Genomic DNA, 23,218 nt, shown 5'->3' with positions numbered 1-23,218 from the left:
CGCACGGCCCGCACCGTCAGCTCAGCGCCTTCGCCGCCGCGCGGCCCGCCGCCCTTCCCGAGAAGATGCAGCCGCCGAGGAAGGTGCCTTCGAGGGAGCGGTAGCCGTGGACGCCTCCGCCGCCGAAGCCGGCCGCCTCCCCCGCCGCGTACACGCCGTCCAGGGGCTCACCGGTGGCCGTCAGGACGCGGGAGTCGAGGTCGGTCTGCAGGCCGCCCAGGGACTTGCGGGTCAGGATGTTGAGGCGTACGGCGATCAGCGGGCCCGCCTTGGGGTCGAGGATGCGGTGCGGGGCGGCCGTACGGATCAGCTTGTCGCCGAGGTACTTGCGGGCGCCGCGGATCGCGGTCACCTGGAGGTCCTTGGTGAAGGGGTTGGCGATCTCGCGGTCGCGGGCGGTGATCTCGCGCCGGAGGGCGTCCTCGTCGATCAGCGGCTCGTCGGTGAGCGCGTTCATGCCGCGGACGAGGGCGGAGAGGTCGTTCTCGACGACGAAGTCGACGCCCCGGTCCATGAAGGCCTGGACGGGCGCGGGCACGTCGGCGCGGGCGCGGCCGAGGACGTCGCGGACGGACTTGCCGGTGAGGTCGGGGTTCTGTTCGGAGCCGGAGAGGGCGAACTCCTTGCCGATGATGCGCTTGTCGAGGACGAACCAGGTGTGGTCGTGGCCGGTCCGCATGATGTGTTCGAGGGTGCCGAGGGTGTCGAAGCCGGGGAAGAGCGGGACGGGCAGCCGCTTGCCGGTCGCGTCGAGCCACAGGCTGGACGGGCCGGGGAGGATGCGGATGCCGTGCCGGGCCCAGATCGGGTTCCAGTTCTCGATGCCCTCGGTGTAGTGCCACATCCGGTCGCGGTTGATGTGGTGGGCGCCGGCCTTCTCGGCGATGCCGAGCATGAGGCCGTCGACGTGGGCGGGGACGCCGGAGAGCATGCGGGCGGGCGGGGTGCCGAGGCGGGCGGGCCACTGGGCCCGGACCAGGTCGTGGTTGCCGCCGATGCCGCCCGAGGTGACGATCACGGCCTGGGCTCGCAGCTCGAAGGAACCGGTGGCCTCGCGGCTGCTGGCGGTGCCGCGGGCGGCGGTGGAGGGTTCCAGGATCTCGCCGGTGACGGTGTCGACGGCTCCGCCGGTGCGGCCGAGTGCGGTCACGCGGTGGCGGAAGCGCAGCTGGACCAGGCCGCGGGCGACGCCTTCGCGGACCCGCCGCTCGAAGGGGGCGACGAGGCCGGGGCCGGTGCCCCAGGTGATGTGGAAGCGGGGTACGGAGTTGCCGTGGCCGTTGGCGTCGTAGCCGCCGCGCTCGGCCCAGCCGACGACGGGGAAGAAGCGCACCCCGCGCGCGTGGAGCCAGGAACGCTTCTCGCCGGCGGCGAAGTCGACGTACGCCTCGGCCCACTTCTTCGGCCAGTGGTCCTCGGTCCGGTCGAAGCCGGCGGTGCCGTACCAGTCCTGGAGGGCGAGCTCGTGGCTGTCCTTGACGCGCATCCGGCGCTGCTCGGGCGAGTCGACGAGGAAGAGTCCGCCGAAGGACCAGTGGGCCTGGCCGCCGAGGGACTGCTCGGGTTCCTGGTCGAGGAGGATCACGGTGCGGCCGGCGTCGACCAGCTCGGCGGTGGCGACGAGGCCGGCGAGACCGGCCCCGATCACGATCACATCAGCGTCGTAGGACATGGACCGCATCTTGGATACACGGATGTATCGAGTCAACCGTTTCGCCTCGTCCGTGGCACTCCCGTTTCCTAATGTCGAGCATTAATATGAAGGTATGGCACGAACGTCAGGGCCTGAGACCCGGGAGAAACTGATCCGCGCGGCAGAGGAACTCTTCGCCGCCCGGGGCGTCGACGGCGCGCAACTGCGGGACGTCGTGGCCCTCGCCGGACAGGCGAACCCGTCCGCCGTGCAGTACCACTTCGGCTCGCGCGCCGGACTGCTCGACGCGGTGATGGCCGGCCGCCAGCTGCGTACGGAACAGATCCTCGCCCCCCTCTTCGAGCAGGCGGGCGACGACCTCAAGGAACTGGTCGCCGCCCTCGTCACCGCCGAGGCGAGCGAGCTGGGGACCGACCGGGGCCGTCGCTGCCTGCGGATCTCCGCCCAGCTCAGCCACGAGAGCGGCGTGCGCACCCGCACCCCGCACCCCGCGCTCGCCGGCACCGTCTACTGGCGCCTGATCGAACGGGTCGCGGACCGGCTCGCCGCCCTCGGGCTGCCCGAGCCGCTGCTCCTGGAGCGCCTCGACCTGGCGCTCACCGTGGTGGGCGCGGCCATGGCGGACCGGGCCCGGCAGTACCTCGACGGCTCCGAACCCCTCACCGGCGAGGCGCTCTTCCTCGCCGATCTCGTCGAGACGACCACCGCGCTTCTCCGGGCCGCACAGCCCCGGAGCGTCTGAAGCACCCCGAAGGGACCTTCCATGAACGACCTCACCGGCAAGACCGTGCTCATCACCGGCGGCGCCCGAGGCCTGGGCGCCGAGGCCGCCCGGCAGGCCGTGGCCGCCGGAGCCAACGTCGTCGTCACCGACGTCCTGGACGAGGACGGCAAGGCGACCGCCGACGCGCTCGGCGAGCGGGCGCGGTTCTTCCACCACGACGTGACCTCCGAGGAGGAGTGGGCGGCGGCCGTCGCCTACGCGGTGGCGGAGTTCGGCGGACTGCACGGCCTGGTGAACAACGCGGGCATCTCCACCGGCGCGTTCCTGGAGACGGAGTCCGTCGAGCACTTCCGCAAGGTCCTCGACATCAACCTGACCGGCGTCTTCATCGGCATGAAGGCCGCGATACCGGCGATGAAGGAGGCCGGTGGCGGCTCGATCGTCAACATCTCCTCGGCCGCCGGCCTGATGGGGCTGGCCCTGACCGCCGGCTACGGCGCCTCCAAGTGGGGCGTGCGCGGCCTGACCAAGATCGGGGCGGTGGAGCTCGGCACGGCGAAGATCCGCGTCAACTCCGTCCACCCTGGCATGACGTACACCCCGATGACGGCCTCCGTCGGCATCGAGCGCGGCGAGGGCAAGTACCCGAACACGCCCATGGGCCGGGTCGGCGAGGCCGACGAGATCGCCGGCGCGGTCGTCTTCCTGCTCTCCGACTCCGCCTCGTACGTGACCGGTGCCGAGCTGGCGGTCGACGGCGGCTGGACCACCGGCCCGACGGTCAAGTACGTCATGGGGCAGTGAGCCGCACGCCGCCGGGGCCGGGAGGCCCCGGCGGGCGGTGACGCGGCCACCGGCCGCGCGGCAGGCCCTGGTTGGATGACGGCATGAGTGCCACTGAAGAGATTCTCGACGTCGTCGACGAGCACGACCGGGTGGTCGGACAGGCGCCGCGCGGCGAGGTGTACGCGCGGGGTCTGATCCACCGCTGCGTCTTCATCCGGGTCCGGGACGCCGAGGGCCGCGTGTTCGTCCACCGCCGGACGCCGACGAAGCTGATCTTCCCCTCCCTGTACGACATGTTCGTGGGCGGCGTCGTCGGCGCGGGCGAGTCCTACGACGAGGCCGCGCTGCGCGAGGCCGAGGAGGAGCTCGGCGTCTCCGGGCTGCCCCGGCCCGAGCCGGTGACGAAGTTCCTGTACGACTCCGGGGGCGTGGCCGGCAAGTGGTGGTCGGCGGTGTACGACGTGCGCTGCGAGCTGCCGGTGGACCCCCAGGTCGAGGAGGTCGCCTGGCACGGCTTCCTCACGGACGACGAGGTGCGCGCGCGGCTCGGAACCTGGGAGTGGGTGCCGGACGGGCTCGCCGCGTACGAGGAGCTGCGGTCCCGTGAGGGCGGTACGGGCGGCCGGGCGGGCTGATCACCCGGCCGTTAGGGTGCACATGTGAGCGATTTCGTGCAGACCCTGCGGCTCTGGTTCGCGCCGCAGCGGGTCCGGGACGAGGGCGAGACCCCCGACTACCGTTTCTCCCTCGCCAACGAGCGGACCTTCCTGGCCTGGCTCCGGACCGCGCTCGCACTCGTCGGCGGCGGATTCGCCGTCGCCCAGTTCCTGCCCGACCTGCGCTGGGGGGTGCGCGTCGGGCTCGCGCTCGCGCTCCTCGCGGCCGGGGTGCTGTGCTCCCTGCGCGCGGTGAACCACTGGGTGCGCTGCGAGCGGGCGATGCGGCGCGGCGAGGACCTGCCCGGGTCCCGGTTCCCCGCGGTGCTGAGCCTCGCCGTGGCCGGCGTGGCGCTCACCATGGTGGTGCTCGTCGTCTTCGGCTGGGCCGGGCGGTGACCGCGGCCGGCGACGTCCGGGATCCCGGGCTCCAGCCGGAGCGGACCCGGCTCGCGTGGCGGCGTACGACCCTGTCGTGCACGGTCGTCGCGGTGCTGGCCGTGAAACTGACCGTCAGCGACGAGATCGGGGCGAAGGAGCTGACCGGGCTCGCGCTGTCGGCGCTGGTCTGGGTCGCGTTCCTGGCCGTGTCCCACCGCAGGATCCGCTCCCTCGGCACCGCGCGGCCCCTGCCTCTCTCCCACCGGGGCGCGCTGCTGGCGGCGATGTGCACGATCGCACTGGCCGTCTTCGGGGCGGCACTGATCTGGTGAGCCGTCCGGGCGGGCTCGGCCGGTCGCCCCGTCCGGTGCGTCGATCCGAGGCCCCGTGCCCAGCCTGACGGCGACGCTCGGTGAGTCGCCCCGACGGGCCCGTTCCATGAGCCGATCCGGGGGCGTGGGCCCTCGCGCCCCCGGATGCCCGAATCGCCTACCGATGGGTCCGGTCGCATACTGACGGCGTACAGCAGGCGGCCGGGGCCGAGCCGGGCTGTGCCCGCGCCCGTGGTCCTGCGGCCGTCGTCGTCGACGGCTGACCAGGGACCATGACCATGACCACCACCAGACCGACCGACCGCATACCGGGATTCCAAGGCGCCGTCGTGGGACCCGCCGACCCCGACTACGACACCGTCCGCCGGTGCTTCAACCGGGACCACGACCAGCATCCGGCCCTGATCGCGCGCTGCACGGGTCCCGAGGACGTACGCGCCGCACTCCGGTACGCCCGGGAGAACAGCCTCGGCGTCGCGGTGCGCGGCGGGGGCCACGCCACCGCCGGCTTCGCGTCCTGCGAGGGCGGGCTCGTCGTCGACACCAGCCCGATGAAGCACGTCGAGATCGACCCGGAGGCCCGCACCGGCCGCTTCGGCGCCGGCCTCACCTGGGGCGAACTGGACGCCGCCACCCAGGAGTTCGACCTGGCCGTGACCGGCGGGCGAGTGTCCGACACCGGGGTCGCGGGACTGACGCTCGGCAGCGGCTCCGGCTGGCTGGAACGGATGTACGGACCCTCCGCCTGGAACCTGGTGTCGGCGGAGGTGGTGACCGCCGACGGGCGGATCCTCCACACCGACGCGGAGGAGAACGCCGAGCTGTTCTGGGGCCTCCGGGGCGGCGGCGGCAACTTCGGCGTCATCACCGATTTCGGCTTCCGGCTCCATCCCGTCGGTCCCCTGCTGTACGCGGGAATGCTCCTCCACCCACGCTCGGCCGCCGGCCCGCTCGCGCGGTTCTACCGGGACTTCCTGGAGCAGGCACCCGACGAGGTCACCGGGGCCTTCGCCCTGGTCACCGCTCCGCCGGAGGAGTTCGTACCCGAAGAGGCGCGGGGCAAGCCGGCCTGCGCCGTGATCGTCGCGTACGTCGGCGACCCCGCGCGCGGCGAGGAGGCCCTGCGGCCGCTCGTCGAGTGGGGCGATCCCCTGGTCCGGATGGTCCGGCCCATGCCGTACACCGCCGTGCAGCGGATGCTCGACGACGGCACGCCCACCGGGGTCAGCGAGTACTTCAAGATCGACTACCTGCCCGAGCTTCCGGACGAGGCGATCGACACCGCGATCGCCCTGGCCGAGTCCATGGGTTCGCCGCTGACCCAGCTCATCTTCTGCCCCCTGGGCGGCGCCATGGACCGCCTCGACGGGGACGCCATGGCCCTCACCGTCCCGCCCACGAAGTGGGTCTACTTCTGCCTGGCCGTCTGGTGGGGCTCCGAGGACCGCCTGAATCACATCGCCTGGGCACGCGACCTCCACTCGGCGCTCCGCCCGTGGACGACCGGCACCTCCGTCCCCAACTTCATCCTCGCCGACGAGGGCGCCCGTCTGCGCTCCTCGTACGGCCCGGAGAAGTACGCCCGCCTCGTCGCGCTGAAGGACCGGTACGACCCCGGCAACGTCTTCGCCCTCAACCAGAACATTCCGCCGAGCGGGTGAGCGGGGGGCGTCAGGGCCTCAAGGTCTCAGGGCTTCAGGGCCTCAGGGCACCGTGACGACGACCTTGCCGTTGAGGCCGCCCTCGGCGTTGGCGCGCTGGGCGTCCGCCGCGCGTTCCAAGGGGAAGGTCCTGGCCACCCGCACCGACACGACGCCGTCGTCGACGAGGTCGGCGAGGACCGCGAGGTCGGTGGGGTCGGGCCGGACCCAGAAGTAGCGCCCGCCGAGCGCGAGGACCTCGCCGTCGGCGATCGACGCCAGGCGGCCGCCGGGCGCGAGCAGCCCGGCGGACAGCTTCAGGTACGGCCCGCCGATGGTGTCGAGAACGGCGTCCAGGCCCATCGGGGCCAAGGCCCGGACCCGGTCGGCGAAGGTCGCCTCGTCATAGCGGACCGGCTCGGCGCCGAGCGCCGCGACCTGTTCGAGCCCCGCCTCCCGTGCCGCGCCGATGACCCGGCAGCCCAGGTGCCTGGCGATCTGCACCGCCATCGAGCCGACCCCGCCCGCCGCCGCGTGCACGAGTACGGTGTCGCCGGCGCCGACCAGCAGCGCCTGGTGGAGCACCTGGTAGGCGGTCAGGCCGACCAGCGGCAGTGCCGCGGCCTCCTCGAAACCCACCGTGCGCGGTTTGCGGGCGAGCGTACGGACCGGGGCCGCGACGTACTCGGCGAAGGTGCCCCGGGACAAGAAGTCCTCGCGCACGTAACCCATCACCTCGTCGCCCTCGGTGAACTCGGGCACGGACACCCCGGTCCGGACGACCACCCCGGAGACGTCCCAGCCCGGAACGACCGGGAACACCGCCTCCATCATGCCGTCCAGGTACCCGGCCTGACACTTCCAGTCCACCGGGTTCACCGACGCCGCCCGGACCTTGACCAGGACCGCGTCCGGCCCCACCTTCGGCTCCGGTCGCTCCCCGTACTCCAGCACCTCGGGACCGCCGTACCGGCTGTAACTGATCGCCTTCATGCCTCCGACCCTGTGCGGAGGTACGGCACGCCGCAACTCGGACGAGGGCCGGTGACACGAGCCCGTGCGGACCCGTTCGTTCCGACTTCCCCCCGGGCAGGGACGGCTGGCACGCTTCGCCGTGTCCAATCGGGCTCTCAACCGGGGGAATCCCTTTGTCTGCCACCGATCCCTACGTCGTCGCCCTCGCGCCGAACGTCCACGCCTTCGTCCAGCCCGACGGCGGCTGGTGCCTGAACAACGCCGGCTTCCTCGGCGACGCCGGCGAATCCCTGCTCGTCGACACCGCCGCCACCGAACGCAGGGCACGACTCCTGCGCGAGGCCGTCCTCGCCCAAGGACTGCCCCTGCCGTCGACGATCGTCACCACGCACCACCACGGCGACCACACCTACGGCAACGGGGTCTTCCACCCCCAGGCGCGGATCGTCGGACACGAGAACTGCCGGGCCGAACAGCTCGCCGCCGGCCACCAGCTCCATCTCATCTGGCCGCAGACCGACTTCGGGCGCGTCGACATCCTCCCCCCGTCCCTCACCTACCACGACCGCCTCACCCTGTACGTCGGGGACATCGAAGTACGCGTGATCCACCCCGGCGCCGCCCACACCACCGGCGACTCCATCGTCCACCTCCCCGACCACGGCGTCGTCTTCACCGGCGACCTCGTCTTCCACGGCGGAACCCCGTTCCTCCCCATGGGATCCCTCACCGGCTCCCTGCGCGCCCTCGACCTCCTCCGCTCCCTCGACGCCCCCACCGTCGTCCCCGGCCACGGTCGCGTCACCGACCCCTCCGCCTACGACACCACCGAGCGCTACCTCCGCTGGATCCAAGAACTGGCCGCCGACGGCTACGCCAAGGGAGCCACCCCCCTGGAGACCGCCCGCGCCGCGGACCTCGGCGAATTCGCCGCCTGGCGCGAGAGCGAGCGGCTCGTCGCCAACCTCCACCGCGCCTACGCCGAACTGGAAGGACGCGAGGAAGGGGCGCCGCTGGATCCCGTCGCCGTGTTCGGCGACATGGCGGCGATGAACGGCGGCGTCCCAGTCGCCTGCCACGCCTGACCCCCAGGCTGCGCCCGGGCCCCCTCGCGGGCCCGCGCCCCGGCGCTGCGGGCTGTGCCCGCCCAGCCCGTTGTGGGCAATCGTTCCGCCGGGGCGGTGCCCACCCCACACCCGCCTCGTTGTGGGATGCGCCGCGCGCTGTGGGCCCGTGCGCCCGCGTTGTGGGCAATCGTTCCGCTGGGGCGGAACGGGTGGGCACAACGGACGGCGCCCCTTGCCGGGCCCAGGCTTCCGCGCCCGAGCCCGCACCCGGTGCGCACCGAGCTGTGGGTGCGGGTTCGGGCAACAGGGGCGGAGGCGCCGCCAAGGGCGCCGTCCCGTGTGCCCACCCGTCCCGCCCCAGCGGGACGATTGCCCACACAGGGGGTGGGTACGGCCCCACGCGCGCGGGCCCACACGGGGTGGGGCAACAGCCCAGGCAGGCGCAGGCCCACACGGGTGCGGGCCCCACAGGGCGGGACGATTGCCCACACGGGGGTGGGAGACGGGCGAAGGCCCACGGGGGCGCGGGCCCCACGCGGGCGCGGGCCACGGGTCGTAGGGGTGGGGGTTACCAGTGGGGTGGGGTCCAGGTGGGGTGGGTGGAGAGGATGGTGGCGGTGTCGTCGCGATCGCGGAGGGCGACGTCGGCGGTGAGCCACCGGCGGTGGAGCGCGGCGAGCGCCCGGCGGTCGAGCTGGACACCGAGGCCAGGGGCGTCGGAGACGGGGATGCGCCCGGCGCGGAAGACGGGGCGGGGGGTGACGACGTCCTCGGTCTGCCAGGGGTAGTGGGTGTCGCAGGCGTGGTGGAGCTCGGGGAGGGTGGCGGCGACCTGGGTCATGGCGGCGAGGCTGATGCCCAGGTGGGTGTTGGAGTGCATGGAGAGCCCGATGCCGTAGGTCCGGCAGAGCGCGGCGAGTTCGCGGGTGCGGTGGAGTCCGCCCCAGTAGTGGTGGTCGCAGAGGACGATCCGTACCGCGTCCTCCGCGAAGGCCTCGGGGATCTCCTCGAAGGTGGTCACGCACATGTTGGTGGCGAGCGGGACGTCCGTACGGGCGGCGATCTCGGCCATGGCGTCGGTGCCGCTCGCCGGGTCCTCCAGGTACTCGAGGACGTCCCGCAGTTCGTGTGCGACGGCGAGTGAGGTGTCCACGGACCAGGCGCCGTTGGGGTCGAGGCGGAGGGGGCGGCCGGGGAACGCCTCGGCGAGGGCGCGGATCGTGGCGATCTCCTGCTCGGGCGGGAACACCCCGCCCTTGAGTTTGAAGGAGCGGAAGCCGTGGAGGCGGTCGAAGCGGCGGGCCTGGGCGACGACGCCGGCCGGGTCGAGGGCGGCGCCCCAGTCGTCCGTGGGGCCGTCGCCGGGGTGGGCGGCCCAGCGGTGGAAGAGGTAGGCGCTGTACTCGACCGAGTCGCGGACCTTGCCGCCGAGGAGGGCGTGGACGGGCAGGCCGAGGGTCTTGCCGAGGGCGTCGAGGCAGGCGGTCTCGAAAGCGGAGACGACGGAGAGGCGGAGTTTGTCGGCGGTCCGCACGCCTCGCAGACCGGCGGCGTCGACCCCCGCCTCCGTGACCGGTGCATGCGGCGGTGACGACGACGCCCCTGCGTTCCTCTCCCCCGCCGCTGGTCTTCCCACTCCGGCCAATTCGAACAGCGCGTTCACGTCCGTGACCGGGTGGCCGGGGAGGGCGTCGGCCAGGGGGCGGGCGAGGTCCAGGTAGACGCGGTCGCCGTAGGTCTCGCCGAGGCCGGTGGTGCCGGCTCGGGTGATGACTTCGACGATGAGTCGGGGGGTGTAGGGCTGGTGGACGCCCTGGACGTTGAGGAGGGGAGGGTCGGAGATGAGGATCGGGGTGAGTCGGACCTCGTCGATGATCAGCATCGAATCCATATGTGAACTCTATTCAGACATGGGATCGAGGGCCAGGGTGCGGAGAGGTCTTTTCCGCCGCCGGCCTGGACGACATACCGACTGGTCGGTCATCATGAACGCCGACCGATGCCGACCCGGAGGTACGCACGCATGAGCTCCGCCCCGCCGCCAGGACTCGACCCCGAGCAGCTGCGCCGCTTCCTCGACCGTGAGAGGCCCGGGCTCGTGGCCGGTCCGCTCGAAGCGCGGTTGATCGAGGGCGGACGGTCGAACCTGACGTACGTCGTGAGCGACGGCACCGGCCGCTGGGTCGTGCGCCGGCCGCCGCTGGGGCACGTGCTCGCCACCGCGCACGACATGAGGCGCGAGCACCGTGTCATCAGCGCCCTGGCCGGAACCGCTGTGCCCGTCCCCGGGGTCGTGCTGTTCTGCGAGGACGAGTCGGTGCTCGGGGCGCCGTTCTACGTGATGGAGTTCGTCGAGGGGACGCCGTACCGCTCGGCCGGCGAACTCGCGCCGCTCGGCGCCGAGCGCACCCGCGCCGCCGTCCTGGGCCTCGTCGACACGCTGGTCGACCTGCACGCCGTCGATCCGGCGGCCGTCGGCCTCGGCGACTTCGGCCGGCCCGAGGGCTTCCTGGACCGGCAGCTGCGCCGCTGGGGCAAGCAGCTGGACGCCTCGCGCGGCCGTGAGCTGCCCGGCATCGACGAACTGCACGCAGCGCTCGGGCGCGCGCTGCCGGTGTCCCCGGCGCCCACCGTGATCCACGGCGACTACCGGCTGGACAACGTCCTCATCGACGGGGACGACCGCATCCGGGCCGTCCTCGACTGGGAGATGTCCACGCTGGGCGACCCGCTCACCGACCTGGGTCTGCTCGTCATGTACAGCACACCGCTGGATCTGCCGAACTCGCCCATCTCCACCACCGCCACGGCCCCCGGGCACCCGAGCGCCGCCGAACTGGTCGAGCGCTACGCGGCCCGCTCCGGCCGCGACACCTCCACCCTCTCCTGGTACACGGCCTTCGCCTGGTTCAAGCTCGCCGTGATCCTGGAGGGCATCCACTACCGCTTCACGCTCGGGCAGACCGTCGGCGCCGGCTTCGACCGCATCGGCGAACTCGTCCCCGTCTTCATCGAGCACGGCCTCACGACCCTTCAGGAAGGCTGATCCGTCATGGACTTCGCGTACGACGCCCGCACCGAGGAACTGCGGACCAGGCTCCTCGCCTTCATGGACGAGCACGTGTACCCGGCCGAGGCCGTCGCCGAGGAGCAGCGGGCGCGGCTCGCGTCGCCCTGGGACACCCCGCAGGTCGTCGAGGAGCTGAAGGCCGAGGCGCGGCGGCAGGGACTGTGGAACCTGTTCCTGCCCGACGCGCGGTACGGGGCCGGGCTGACCAACCTCCAGTACGCGCCGCTGGCGGAGATCACCGGCCGCAGCCCGCACCTCGCCCCGACCGCCCTCAACTGCGCCGCCCCGGACACCGGGAACATGGAGCTGCTCGCCCAGTTCGGCGACGAGGCACAGCAGAAGCAGTGGCTGGAGCCGCTGCTCGCGGGCGAGATCCGTTCAGCCTTCGCGATGACGGAGCCCGAGGTCGCCTCCTCCGACGCCACCAACATCGAGACCCGGATCCGGCGGGACGGCGACGAGTACGTCGTCGACGGACGCAAGTGGTACATCTCGGGGGCCATGAACCCCGACTGCAGGATCTTCATCGTCATGGGCAAGACGGACCCCGACGGCGCCGACCCGCGCCGTCAGCAGTCGATGATCCTGGTGCCCCGCGACACCCCCGGCGTGGAGGTGCGGCGCGCGATGCGGGTGTACGGGTACGAGGACCACTCGCACGGCGGCCACGCCGAGGTGCTGTTCGACGGCGTCCGGGTCCCCGCCTCGCATCTGATCGGCGAGGAGGGCAGCGGCTTCGCCATCGCCCAGGCCCGGCTCGGCCCCGGCCGCATCCACCACTGCATGCGCCTCATCGGCATGGCGGAGCGGGCCGTCGAGCTGATGTGCCGCCGCGCCGTCTCGCGTACCGCGTTCGGGAAGCCGCTCGCCGGGCAGGGCGTCGTCCAGAACTGGATCGCGGACGCCCGGGTGACGATCGAGCAGCTGCGGCTGCTCGTCCTCAAGACGGCCTGGCTCATGGACACCGTCGGCAACCGGGGCGCGCACACCGAGATCCAGGCCATCAAGATCGCGACCCCGCGCGCGGTCGTCGACATCATCGACAAGGCCGTGCAGGCGCACGGGGCCGGCGGCGTGTCCCAGGACTTCCCGCTGGCCGAGCTGTGGGCGGCCGCACGGACGCTGAAGCTGGCGGACGGCCCGGACGAGGTGCACCAGCGGTCGCTGGCCCGCCGGGAGCTGAAGCAGTACCTGTAGGGCCGCGGGGACCCTTAGGCGCCGGTAGCCGCAGGCGCGGGCCCGGCGCGCGGCGAGTCCACCGCGCCGGGCGCCCGTCCCGGGCCCGGGGCGTCGGCCAGGCCCCCTCCTGGGCCTCGGCCGGGCCCGGCCCCGGTCGGGTTCCCCGGCGTCAGCCGAGGCGCAGGCAGAGGATGCCCGTCGCGGTGTGGACGCAGAGCCGTTCGTCGTCGAGCCAGTCCAGGCCCCGGATCTCGCCGCCGAGGTGGATCCGGTGCAGGACTTCGGTGGTGTCCGCGGCGAACAGCGTCAGAGCGCCGTCGGCGCCGGCGGTGAGGACCGTGGGGCGGCCGTTCCTGGTCTGCAGCCGGAGCGCGGTCACACGGACCCGGTCGGGGCGCGGGACGATGTCCGGGTTCCCCGGGGGCGCTGTGAAGGAGGCGGGGAACCGGGTGCGGACGGCGAGTTCGCCGTCGTGCGTGACGTACCCGAGGGCGGGGCCCTGCGGCCACCGGCCCAGGTCGTGGACGATGTCCGCGGAGGTCAGCCGCATGGCGAACCGGACCGTATCGTCCGGAACCGAACGAACCGTCAGGTAGGGCTCGGGCGGCGGCGCTTCCTCGGTGCTGCCGTCGAACTCGTGGCGCCGCCCGACGACGACGGCCAGGACCCGTGCGCCGTCCGGCACCAGCCGCACCGAGTGGATGTCGTTCAGCCTGACGTCCACGGGCTCCTCCACCCGGCCGTCGGGCGTGTGGAGGGCGATGTAGTGCCTGCCCATCTCGTAGTAGCCGAAGCAGGCGAGGAGGCCGGGCTCCCCGGCGCCCGGTACGGGGCAGGCCCGGACCAGTCCGCGCGTCCTGGGGAAGGAGGCGGGCGGCTCGCTCGACCAGAGCCACGTCCCGACCTGCTGCCGCCGCTTCCTCCGCTTCTTCGCGAGCCGGTCCCGGAGGACGACCGGAGCACCCGGGTGGGTCTCGACGGCCGGGCCGTCCTCCCGCTCCTCCATGCGGTCGATCACGGCGCCGCTCGCACCGTCCAGGAGGCGGGTGCCGTCGGCGTCCTGGACGACCACGACGGGCCGGCCGGAGTGCGTCCCGGTCCCGACGGTCACCTCCGGATCGTCGGCCGTCTCGCCCTGCTCGGGCGGCGGGCCGAGGTGCCACCCCTTGGCGGACCAGGCGTCCGCGCCCAGGGAGACCAGCCGGAGCCCGTCCGGTCCCCGGTCGGCCGGGAGGAGGCGGGACACCGGCGCGTCGGTGCGGGTCCTGCCGAGGACGGTGCCGTCGGCTGCCCTTGCGGTCACGGCGTACGCGGTCGCCGAGAGGCACATCGGCCCGGCCCCGGCCTCCGGTGCCGAGGCCGGGGTGACCTCCGGGCCCGAGGCCGGGGTGATCAGCAGGGCGGAGCCGTGGGGGTGCCCGGACCACTCGACGACCCGGAGGCCGTCGGACCGGGTGGTGGACCAGGTCCCCACGAGGGGCCCGGCCACGGTGAGATGGGTGGCCACGGCGGCCGTGCCCCGGTGGAGCGCGAGGGCCTCGACGTCACGGCCGCGCAGGTTGCGGTGCAGCCGCCGCTCGACGGTCAGGCTGTCCACGGAGTCATCGGACGCGCCGGACGCGCCCGCGAGGTCCCAGACCGTGAGGCGGGCCCTGCGTCCCCTCTCCTTCCAGCGGTGGACGCGGGTCACGGCGATGCGGAGACGCCCCTCGTGGTGCGCGACGGCCAGCCGGTCGCCGTCGAAGGCGCGCCACAGGAGCGCGCGGCGGCGGTCGGCCCGCAGGGTGAGCGGCGGGGCCTCGCCCGAGGCGGTCGCGAGGGTGACCGTGCCGTACCGGTCGAGCGCGGCGACCAGGCACTCCCCGCCGAGGTGGGTCACGGCGCAGTCCACCGTGCGGGGCGGCGCGGGCACGGCGCCGATCAGGTCGCGGCTCTCCACGTCCCACACCCAGATCCGGTCGGCGGTCCGCAGGGCGGCCCAGGGCCGGGTGGCGCAGCCGTGGACGGCGGTGATCCGGCCGAGGTCGGTGGGGAGTTCGGCGAGGAGTTCGCCGCCCTCGGTGTCCCAGGCCCGTACGGGTCCGTCGCGCTCGGCGGTCACCAGGGCGGTCCTGCCGTGCGCGGGGACGACGGCGGCGCCGCGCACGCCCCCCGCGAACGTGCCGAGGGTGGTGTACGGCACCGGGGCCACCTCCGCCCATTCGGTGTCCCAGGGCAGCCGCGGGTACCGGAGCCGTACCGCCCCGGCCAGTTCCTCGGCGCCGGACTGGAAGGCGGAGAGCCGCAGTTGGGCGGCCCGGGTGCCCTCGTCGGTGGGGGCGTGCAGCAGGGCGGCGCAGTGCCCGACGGCACGCGCGGCGGCGCGGGCCCGCTCGGTCCCGGCCCGGTTCAGGACCCGCTGGAGCGCGGAGACCGCGGCGGTGAGCAGGTACTCGGGGTCAAGGGCCAGGGTGTCGAGCAGCTCCGTCCCCTCGGCGTGCTCGGCGAGGTGACGGCGTACGTACGGGGGTGCCGCGGCCCACTCGGGTCCGTGCGGGCCCTCGGGGACGAGTCCCGCGAGTGCGTGCGCGACGCGGCCGCGGGCACCCGGGTCGAGCGTGCCGCGCAGGGCGTCGGCGTACGCCTGGTGGTACAGCCGGTAGACCGAACGCCCGTCGGCGTCGAGCTCCTCGACGAGGTGCTCGCCCACGGCGTCGAGCAGCCAGGCGATGTCCTCCCAGGCGAAGGCGGCGGAGGTGCCTGGCGCGTCCCGCTCGGCGGACGGGTCCGTTGCGCAGGCCGAGGCGATCGCGCGCCAGACGTGGTCAGGGGGGAGGCCGGGGCCTTCGGCGAGGGCGAGGGCGGCGAGGAGGGGGAGGCCGCGGGCGTGGTCGGCGCCGAGTTGGTGGCGCAGGACCCGCAGGAAGGTGACGCCGGGAGTCTCGCCGACCTCGGGCACGCGCGCGTGCCAGCCGGGTTCGGCGGTGTCGACAGGGCGGGGCGCGCGGCCGAGGTAGCGGGCGGCGATGCGGGCCGAGAGGAAGCTGCCGCGGGCGCGGGCGGCGATCTCCCGGGCGACGGTCTCGGCGCCCGCGTCGTCGTACGGGCCGCGGCTGCCGGGCCCGTCGGGTGCCTGGAGGAGGCGGCGGGCGTAGTGGGCGACGTCGTCGCCGCTGCTCTCGCGGGAGTCGTCGAGGTCGAGGACGGCGGGTTCGCCGCCGAAGGCGTCGACGACGTGGGGGCGGGTGCCGACGAGGAGCCGTACGCAGGGGACGCGGAGCAGGGGGCACAGCAGGTCCGTCGCGATCCGGCGGGCCTCGGTGTCGTCGCCGTGGGCCTCGCCGGCCTCGTCGAGGGCGTCGACGATCAGGTGGAGCGGGGCCCTGCGGGCGGCGAGGGCCCCGAGAAGGGCCTGCGGGGTGCCGGCGGTGACCCCGGCGGCCTCGGCGACGGCGGCGACCAGGTCTTCGAGGAAGCGGTGGCGGGCGTGGATGGCGGTGGGCGCCGGGGTGTCCGCCGTACGGACGCCGGAGCGCAGGAGCAGTTTGCCGAGGAGGGCGGACTTGCCGACGCCGGGGCCGCCGGTGACGACCAGGCCGCGGCCCCAGGTGCCGTCGTCGTGGGCCAGCCAGTGGCCGATGCGGTCGAGTTCGGCGGTGCGGCCGACGAAGTAGGAGCCGCCGCGGCCGGGCGCGGTGTGCTCGAAGCCCTTGCCGCGCGGGGCGAAGTGGTTCTCCAGGTCGGCGCGGCGGCGCAGGCCCTCTGGTCCGGTCCGGGCGAGCCTGGCCGCGAGTTCGGCGACGTCGCCCTCGTCGGACAGGGCCTCGGGGCGGAAGCCGGTGTTCTCGAAGGAGAAGAAGGAGTAGCCCTCGGTCTCCACGTGCGCGCGTGCGGTCTGGCGGATCCCGGCGCTCCGGTAGATGTCGTTGACGGTGTCGACGACCTGCTCGACGGAGAGGTAGCGCTGCTTGAGGGAGACGGAGAGCCGCGCGAGGGCGGTTTCGAGGGCGGCGGCGAAGACCATCGGCGAGGCGGCTTCCTCGGCGCGTGCGACGGCGATCACGGCGAAGTCGGTGAGCCGGCGCCCGCCGTCGGCGCGGCCGGTGGCCCGGCCGCGGTCGGCTCCCTGCCGGAGTGCGGCGCTCAGCCGTCCGGCGACCGCGGCCGAGTCGGCGACGCCCAGTCCGGCCCAGCAGGTGTCGATGACGAGGAGGACCCGTTCGGCGCCGGATTCGAGGACGTAGCGTGTGAGGTCCTCGGTGGCGAGCGCCGTTCCGGCGAGCCGGTCGGGGTGGCTGTCGGCGCAGAGCAGGTAGTGGCGGCCGGCGCCGTCGGCGCCGTGTCCCGTCCAGTAGACGACGACGGCGCTGCCGGTGCCGTCGGTGCGGTAGGCCCAGTCGAGGAGCCGGTCCCGGGTCGCGCCGAGGCCGGCGTCGGTGATCCGTTCGTCGACGCGGTAGCCGAGTCCGCCGAAGAGCCGGACGGCGACGCGTAACTCCTCGGACATCAGGGGCAGTTCGGGTACGTGCCGATAGCTTCCCGTGCCCACGGCGACGAGTCTGCGGTCGATGACCGCCCGCTCGCGCACCCCGTCCGCCCCTGCCCCCTCCCCGTCCACGGGCCAGTTATACCCCGGAGCGGGGTCAGGGGCGGAGGGCTCGGAGCAGGAGGTCGGCGAGGTGGCCGGCGACCTGCTCGGGGGTGAGGGGGCCGTCGGGGCGGTACCAGGTGGAGAGGTGGTGCACGGAGCCGAAGTGGTAGTCGACGACCAGGTCGGCGGGGGTCGCCGAGGAGAACACCCCGGAGCGCTGGCCCTCTTCGATCAGGGCCCGGAACCGTTCGTGGTAGCGGCGCCGTTCGGAGCGGACCTGCTTGTTCTTCTCGGGGCTGAGGTGGTGCATGGAGCGGAAGAAGATGGCGGCGTCGTCGAGGTTCTCGATGGTCGTGACGACGACGTCGGCGGCGGCGGAGCGCAGCCTGTCCTCGATGGGCGCGTCGGCGTCCGCGAAGGCGTCGAGCCGCTCCTGCTGGAGGCGCAGGACCCGGGAGTAGACCTCCTGGAGGAGGTCCTCCTTGGAGCCGAAGTAGTGGTAGAGGGCACCCTTGGTGACGCCGGCGGCCTCGACGATCTCCTGGACGGAGGTGCGGTCGTAGCCCTGTTCCGCGAACAGCCGGGTGGCGGCGGCGAGCAGCCTCTGGGGGACGGGCGCGCCGCTCTCGTCCGTCGTCCTGGCCATGCTCCGCCGCCTTTCTTCGTGATCGCCCATGATCATCCGTGATGATCCGTGATGATCCGTGATGATCCGTGATGATCCGTGATCGCCTTGAGTCGGGAAACGCCGTTCCCGTCCGTAGATCTTCCCATCCGCCGGGGCCGTTCCTAGCGGGTGCCCGTCTCCCACGCCTGCTGGACGTGGTTCATGGTGCCGAGCCAGCGCTCCGGGTCCGTGGCCCGGTTGCGGTAGTAGCCGGCGACCTCGGGGTGGGGCAGGACGAGGAAGCGGTCCGCCGCGATCGCGTCGAGGAGCGCGTCGGCGACGTCCTCGGGTTCGATGGCCGTGGGTGCGAGGACGAGCTCGCCGGCCGTTCCTGCGGCCGTCAGCATGTCCGTACGGACGCCTTGCGGGCAGATGGCGTGGACCTTGAGGCCGCGGTGCCGGTAGGTGAGGGAGAGCCATTCGGCGAAGGCGTACGCCCCGTGCTTGGAGACGCTGTACGGCGCCGCGCCGATCATGGTGAGCAGGCCCGCGGCGGAGACGGTGGAGACGAACCGGCCGCTGCCGCGCTCCAGCCACTCCGGGAGCAGCGCACGGGCCGCCCGGACGTGGGCCATGACGTTGACGTCCCAGGCGGCGGCCCAGACGCCCTCGTCGGCGAAGGCGTCGCCGGGCGAGGAGAGGCCGGCGTTCGCGCACCAGACGTCGACGCCGCCGCCGAGGGCGTCCCGTGCCTCGTCCACGACCGCGGAGGCGTCGCCGGGTACGGCGACGGCGCCGATCTCCTCGGCGACGGCCTTGGCGCGGACGGGGTCGAGATCGTTGACGACGACCCGGGCCCCCTCGGCGGCGAAGCGGCGGGCGAGGGCGGCGCCGATGCCGCCGCCCGCTCCGGTGACGACGACTCCGGCGCCCCGGAGCCCGTTCGTGTCCGTGCTCGTGCCCGTTCCCGCGGCCATGGACCCACCTCTCGGCTGTGACGACCTGCCGTGACGACAGTCGCGACGACCCGCTGCGCTTGCGGGGACCGGGACAGACTAACCAGTCGGTATGGAGTCGCGGAAGACCCGTTCCGCACGCCTCGTTCCCCGGGGCGGTCAGGAGCGCTAGCGTGCGTGCCCATGTCACCCAGAGGAGGTTCCATGGGTCTGTCGCGACGGAGTCTGCTGGCCGCCGGAGGTGCTCTCGGGGCGGTGGCGGCGTCGGCGCCCGCGGCCCCGGCCGCCTCCGCGCCCGGCCACGGCCGTGTGCGGACCGGCTTCGAGCGACTCGCGGCGGACGGGTACGCGCTGCTGGCCGGCGAACGGGTCGGGGTCGTCACCAATCCGACCGGGATCACCCCGGACGCGCGCCACATCGTCGACGTGATGGCCGCCGACGAACGGGTGGACCTGGTCGCCGTCTTCGGCCCCGAACACGGCTTCCGGGGCACCGCGCAGGCGGGCGGCTCCGAGGGGCGGTACGACGACCCGGCGACCGGACTGCCCGTCTACGACACGTACCTGAAGAGCGGGCAGCCGCTGGCGGACGTCTTCACCGCCTCCGGGGTGGACACCGTCGTCTTCGACATCCAGGACGTCGGCGCGCGCTTCTACACGTACATCTGGACGCTGTACGACTGCATGGCGGCCGCCGCGCTCGCCGGGAAGCGGTTCGTCGTCCTGGACCGGCCGAACCCGGTGACCGGGCGGGCCGCGCTCGGCCCCGTCCTCGACCGGGCGTTCGCCACGTTCGTGGGACGCGAGCCGATCGCGCAGGCCCACGGCATGACGGTGGCCGAGCTGGCCCTGCTCTTCGCCGGCGAGTTCCTGACCGCGCCCGTGGCCCTGGAGACCGTACGGATGACGGGGTGGCGGCGTGCGGAGTTCTTCGACGCGACCGGGCTGCCCTGGGTGCCGCCGAGCCCGAACATGCCGACGCCGGACACCGCCCTCGTGTACGCGGGCACCTGCCTCTTCGAGGGGACCAACCTGTCCGAGGGCCGTGGCACCACCCGCCCCTTCGAACTCCTCGGCGCGGAGGGCATCGACCGGCGGTGGGCCGAGGCCGCGAACGCGCTCGCCCTGCCCGGCGTCCACCTCCGCGAGGCGTACTTCGCGCCGACCTTCTCCAAGTTCCAGGGGAAGACCGTGGGCGGGGTCCAGCTCCACGTCCACGACCGGCAGTCCTTCGACCCCGTACGGACCGGGATCGGGCTCCTCATCACCGCCCGGAACTCGTGGCCGGGCTTCGCATGGCGTCCCGACCACTGGATCGACAAGCTGACCGGCTCGACCCGGGTGCGGACCCTCGTCGACGCGGGCGCGGGCCTCGACGAGGTCGTCGGCGCGTGGTCGACGGACCTGGCGGCCTTCCGGTCGGTACGCGAGGAGTACCTGCTCTACCGCTGAGCGATACCGCCGTCGGAGCCGGGTCCCTCCCCCGAACCGGGTCTCCCCCGGCGTCCCACGTCTGGACGGGGCCGTGCGCGGGCATGCTGGCCGTGGAGCCGCCGCCCGCGCACGCGCGCGCCCACGGCATGGCGGCCCGCCTCGACGTGGAGGGACGGTCAGGCCGTGACCGGGATGAGTGTGGAGCCGTACCGGGAGATCACCTTCGACAAGGACGCCGACGGGCCGGCGGGGCAGTCCGCCTCCCTCGTCGCATTGGCCCGGCAGGGGGTCACCGACCTGGTGGTGCTGGCGCACGGGTGGAACAGTTCCCCGTCCGGCGCCACCCGCCTCTGTTCGGACTTCTTCGCCCCCTTCCCCGGCCTCCTCGCCCCCGGCGTCGAGGTCGGCTACGCGGGGGTGATCTGGCCGTCGATGATGTTCACCGGCGAGCCCGTCCCCGACTACCGGTCCTTGGTGACGGTCCTTCCGGAGAAGGAACCCGTCCTCGGCCGGATCACCGAACTGCTGGCCTCGGCACCGGCCGACGAGCGGGCCTTCGCCGAGTTCGGCGCCCTGCTGCGCGAACTGGCGGACGTTCCCGACGCGCCCTTCCCGGGCGCCGCCGGCCCACGGCATCCGGTGCCGGAGTTCCTGGTGGCCGATCCGGTGGAGACGTGCGCGCTGTTCACGGCGGCGCTGGAGGCCGAGCACTCCGGGGAGCGGGGCGGTGCGGAGGCCGGGGGCGGGATCGAGGGCGGATTCGAGGACGGATTCGAGGACGGATTCGAGGAAGGTCGCGGGGACGGATTCGAGGAGGGGTTCGGAGAGGGGCTCGGGGAGGGATTCGGGGAGGGGCTGAAGCGGTACTGGAAAGGGGCTCGGGAGGTGCTGCGGCAGGCGACGTACTACGTGATGAAGAAGCGGTCCGGGCACGTGGGCGAGCGGGGACTCGGGCCGCTGCTCGGCGAAGTCGCCCGTACGGCTCCCGGCCTGCGGGTCCATCTCGTGGGGCACAGCATGGGCGCCCGGCTCGTCGCGTACGCGCTGCGGGGGCTGCCCGCCGGGGCCCGGCCGGTCGCCTCCGTGACCCTCCTTCAGGGCGCCTTCTCGCACTACGCCTTCGCGCCCCGGCTGCCGCACGACCCCCGGCGGTCCGGTGCGCTGCGGGACTTGCAGCACCGGGTGCGCGGCCCTGTGGTGGCCTGCTACTCACGGCACGACTCGGCGCTCGGGGTGATGTACCCGCTGGCGTCCCGGCTCGCGGGCGACTCCGCGTCGTTCCGCGGGGCCGGGGCCGGTCTGCTCGGCGCGGACGATCCGCGGTGGGGGGCGATCGGGCACGACGGCGTGCAGGCGGTGCCGGGGACGCTGGAGCGGACGCTGGCGGCGGTGCTGCGCGAGGGGGTGCCGGCGACTGGGTGCGTGAGCGTCGACGCGGCGGCGGTGGTCGGCTCGCACAGCGACATCCTCCGGCCCGAATTGGCCCGGCTGGTGGTGTCGGCGGCGCGAACCGGCCGGGCATAGGGGGTGACCTGCTCCGCAACCCACCGGACGCGCTGGTTCCGGGGCCTCCCAGGGGTCTCTCCCGCCCCGCTGATGGGTGCCATCGGCAATTCGATGGAACATCGCGGGGCGCTCGTTCGTCCCTCTGATATCGCGGAAGGACCAGCGGCGGAGGTGGCGAGAGATGGCCGGTTTCCGGAGTCTCGCGAGACAGGTGCGCGATCCGGGGTGCGACACGGCGCTGCGCAGGTACTCCCTGCGCAAGTGCCTGGAGCGGTTCGCGCCGTACGGGCACCGGGCGACCTGGGACCATCTGTGCCGCCGGCACAGGTTCGGACCCGAGGACCGGGAGCTCGACCCGGGGCGGCTGGTGGCCGCGCTCGACGAGCTGGAGGAGGCGCGGGCCGTGTGGCTCGCGTACGAGGAGGAGTTCGCGGCCCGGCGGCGGCGCGAGAAGCACGAGGGCCTGCGCGGTCTCGGCGCTCTCGACGACTGGCACCGGCGCGTCTGGGGCGGCAACGGGGTCGTGCGGTGCGGCGATCCGGCGGTCCACCCCTCGGACCCGCTGCCCGAGGTGCTGCGGCGGCTGATCGCGGCCCTGGAGACGGGACCGGGTGAGGAGTGCCCGGTGTGCGCCGGGCCGCGCATCGAGTGGACCGGGCACGGAGACGCGTACGAGCCCTGGGTCGGCCCCGTGTGCGGTGACTGCGGCGTCGGCGTCCCCCACTCGGTGCTCACCTCCACCGCGCTGGCCAGGGCCCGCGGGGACCGGCACCGCCCCCTCGTTTCGGCGGCGTGACGGGGCCGTGCGGCCCCGTGCTCCAGGTCTGCCTCAACGGGCTCCGGTCGCCCGGGGATTCCTCGGCGGTGCCGATGTCACCGGAGTCCCTCGCCGCCTCGGCGGCCTCGGCGGTGGCCGCGGGCGCCCACGAGGTGCGCGTACACCCCCGTACGCCGTGCGGTCGCACGTCGCTGTCCCCGCGGGTGCTCGGGCCGGTCCTGACGTCCCTCCGGGCGGCGGTCGGCGCGGCGGACACGGGCACGACGGCGGGCAGCAGGCCGGTCCGGGTGGCGACGGCCATGTCCGCCGAGCCCGACGCGGAGCGCAGACCGGAGCGGATCCGCTCCTGGGTCTCCCTCCCCGACCTCGTCTCGGTCGACTGGCACGAGCCGCACGCCGAGCACCTCACGGCGGCGCTCCTCTCCCGCGGCGTCGCCGTCGAGGCCGCCCTGTGGCCGGGCACCGACGGCCCGGCCCGATTCGCCCGCTCCCCGCTGGCCCCACGGGTGGCGCGGGTCCTGGCGAGCGCCCAGGGCCCGGCAACGGGGTCCGATCCTGCGGCAGCCCGATCCGTCGCCCTGGCCGTCGGCCTGCTCGCGGAGATCGGGCGCCCGGGCGTGCCGCTGCTGCTCCACGGCGTGGAGAGCGGCGCGTGGCCGGTGCTGCGCCTGGCCCGCCGGCTGGGCCTCGCCGCCCGGATCGGCCTGGAGGACACCCTCCGCCTGCCGGACGGCACATGGGCCCGCTCGAACGCCGAGCTGGTGGCGGCGGCTGTGGCGTACTAGCGGAAGCGCCGGTGGACAGGCCCTAGGTGTATTGATCACGAGCGTTGTTGACACTGGTCTGGTCTTGAACATGGCGAAGACCTCCGGTGTGGTGGGAGCTGTCTAGGAACTCACCTCA

Annotated in this window: 19 protein-coding genes; 13 read left to right on the top strand and 6 right to left on the bottom strand. The window is 73.7% G+C overall.

Features of this window, described 5'->3' with window-relative positions; genetic code table 11:
* Positions 1-16 precede the first annotated feature (16 nt).
* Positions 17-1,672, bottom strand: coding sequence for an FAD-binding dehydrogenase (locus tag OO54_RS20175; protein WP_033204946.1), 1,656 nt, complete (start codon positions 1,670-1,672; stop codon positions 17-19).
* Positions 1,673-1,766: 94 nt separating this feature from the next.
* Between OO54_RS20175 and OO54_RS20170 the strand changes: the two genes are divergently transcribed.
* From OO54_RS20170 to OO54_RS20145, 6 genes are all read left to right on the top strand, one after another.
* Positions 1,767-2,396 (top strand): TetR/AcrR family transcriptional regulator, encoded by a 630-nt coding sequence (locus OO54_RS20170; protein ID WP_033204944.1) that lies wholly within the window; start codon positions 1,767-1,769, stop codon positions 2,394-2,396.
* A gap of 21 nt (positions 2,397-2,417) precedes the next feature.
* Positions 2,418-3,182 carry a glucose 1-dehydrogenase gene (locus OO54_RS20165; protein ID WP_033204942.1) on the top strand — a complete coding sequence of 255 codons (765 nt, stop codon included), beginning with the start codon at positions 2,418-2,420 and terminating at the stop codon, positions 3,180-3,182.
* Positions 3,183-3,265: 83 nt separating this feature from the next.
* On the top strand, positions 3,266-3,799 hold the full coding sequence (locus OO54_RS20160; protein ID WP_033204940.1) for an NUDIX domain-containing protein: 534 nt from the start codon (positions 3,266-3,268) through the stop codon (positions 3,797-3,799).
* Between the two features lie 24 nt (positions 3,800-3,823).
* A complete protein-coding gene (locus OO54_RS20155; RefSeq protein WP_017241649.1) occupies positions 3,824-4,219 on the top strand; it encodes a YidH family protein in 396 nt (131 codons plus the stop codon).
* Positions 4,216-4,533, top strand: coding sequence for a DUF202 domain-containing protein (locus OO54_RS20150; RefSeq protein WP_033204938.1), 318 nt, complete (start codon positions 4,216-4,218; stop codon positions 4,531-4,533). Before OO54_RS20155 ends, OO54_RS20150 begins: the two co-directional genes overlap by 4 nt.
* Positions 4,534-4,811: 278 nt before the next feature.
* Positions 4,812-6,194, top strand: a complete 1,383-nt coding sequence (locus tag OO54_RS20145) for an FAD-binding oxidoreductase (protein ID WP_234439412.1) — start codon at positions 4,812-4,814, stop codon at positions 6,192-6,194.
* Positions 6,195-6,236: 42 nt separating this feature from the next.
* On the opposite strand, the gene OO54_RS20140 is transcribed toward OO54_RS20145, so the two are convergent.
* The gene (locus tag OO54_RS20140; protein WP_033204934.1) at positions 6,237-7,166 is read right to left on the bottom strand and encodes an NADP-dependent oxidoreductase; all 930 of its coding nucleotides are present in this window, start codon (positions 7,164-7,166) and stop codon (positions 6,237-6,239) included.
* 155 nt (positions 7,167-7,321) lie between these two features.
* On the opposite strand from OO54_RS20140, the gene OO54_RS20135 reads away from it, so the two are divergent.
* Entirely contained in the window at positions 7,322-8,233 is a 912-nt protein-coding gene (locus tag OO54_RS20135) for an MBL fold metallo-hydrolase (protein WP_033204933.1), read from the top strand.
* 550 nt (positions 8,234-8,783) lie between these two features.
* Here OO54_RS20135 and OO54_RS20130 read toward each other — a convergent pair.
* Complete coding sequence (locus tag OO54_RS20130; protein WP_033204931.1) at positions 8,784-10,106, bottom strand: enolase C-terminal domain-like protein; 1,323 nt, start codon at positions 10,104-10,106, stop codon at positions 8,784-8,786.
* A gap of 132 nt (positions 10,107-10,238) precedes the next feature.
* Here OO54_RS20130 and OO54_RS20125 point away from each other — a divergent pair, with 132 nt between their 5' ends.
* Positions 10,239-11,261: a phosphotransferase family protein gene (locus tag OO54_RS20125; RefSeq protein ID WP_033205045.1), complete on the top strand. Its 1,023-nt coding sequence runs from the start codon at positions 10,239-10,241 to the stop codon at positions 11,259-11,261.
* A 6-nt stretch (positions 11,262-11,267) separates the two neighbouring features.
* Positions 11,268-12,482 (top strand): acyl-CoA dehydrogenase family protein, encoded by a 1,215-nt coding sequence (locus OO54_RS20120; RefSeq protein ID WP_033204930.1) that lies wholly within the window; start codon positions 11,268-11,270, stop codon positions 12,480-12,482.
* 151 nt (positions 12,483-12,633) lie between these two features.
* Here OO54_RS20120 and OO54_RS20115 read toward each other — a convergent pair whose 3' ends face one another.
* From OO54_RS20115 to OO54_RS20105, 3 genes are all read right to left on the bottom strand, one after another.
* Entirely contained in the window at positions 12,634-17,061 is a 4,428-nt protein-coding gene (locus OO54_RS20115) for a WD40 repeat domain-containing protein (protein WP_157856493.1), read from the bottom strand.
* A 25-nt stretch (positions 17,062-17,086) separates the two neighbouring features.
* Positions 17,087-17,680, bottom strand: coding sequence for a TetR/AcrR family transcriptional regulator (locus OO54_RS20110; RefSeq protein WP_017241640.1), 594 nt, complete (start codon positions 17,678-17,680; stop codon positions 17,087-17,089).
* 143 nt (positions 17,681-17,823) lie between these two features.
* On the bottom strand, positions 17,824-18,618 hold the full coding sequence (locus tag OO54_RS20105; protein WP_033204926.1) for an SDR family oxidoreductase: 795 nt from the start codon (positions 18,616-18,618) through the stop codon (positions 17,824-17,826).
* A 183-nt stretch (positions 18,619-18,801) separates the two neighbouring features.
* Here OO54_RS20105 and OO54_RS20100 point away from each other — a divergent pair, with 183 nt between their 5' ends.
* The 4 genes from OO54_RS20100 to OO54_RS20085 all read left to right on the top strand — a co-directional run bounded on the left by OO54_RS20100 (position 18,802) and on the right by OO54_RS20085 (position 23,100).
* A complete protein-coding gene (locus OO54_RS20100; RefSeq protein WP_033204924.1) occupies positions 18,802-20,049 on the top strand; it encodes an exo-beta-N-acetylmuramidase NamZ family protein in 1,248 nt (415 codons plus the stop codon).
* Between the two features lie 174 nt (positions 20,050-20,223).
* On the top strand, positions 20,224-21,555 hold the full coding sequence (locus OO54_RS20095; RefSeq protein ID WP_033205043.1) for an alpha/beta hydrolase: 1,332 nt from the start codon (positions 20,224-20,226) through the stop codon (positions 21,553-21,555).
* Positions 21,556-21,718: 163 nt separating this feature from the next.
* Positions 21,719-22,333 (top strand): hypothetical protein, encoded by a 615-nt coding sequence (locus tag OO54_RS20090; RefSeq protein WP_033204923.1) that lies wholly within the window; start codon positions 21,719-21,721, stop codon positions 22,331-22,333.
* Positions 22,334-22,407: 74 nt separating this feature from the next.
* Positions 22,408-23,100, top strand: a complete 693-nt coding sequence (locus tag OO54_RS20085; protein WP_234439309.1) for a 3-keto-5-aminohexanoate cleavage protein — start codon at positions 22,408-22,410, stop codon at positions 23,098-23,100.
* The last annotated feature ends 118 nt before the right edge of the window (positions 23,101-23,218 follow it).

The organism is Streptomyces wedmorensis, assembly GCF_000716445.1.
In the GTDB taxonomy this organism is placed as follows: domain Bacteria; phylum Actinomycetota; class Actinomycetes; order Streptomycetales; family Streptomycetaceae; genus Streptomyces; species Streptomyces wedmorensis.
This window is presented reverse-complemented; position numbering and strand designations above follow the sequence as displayed.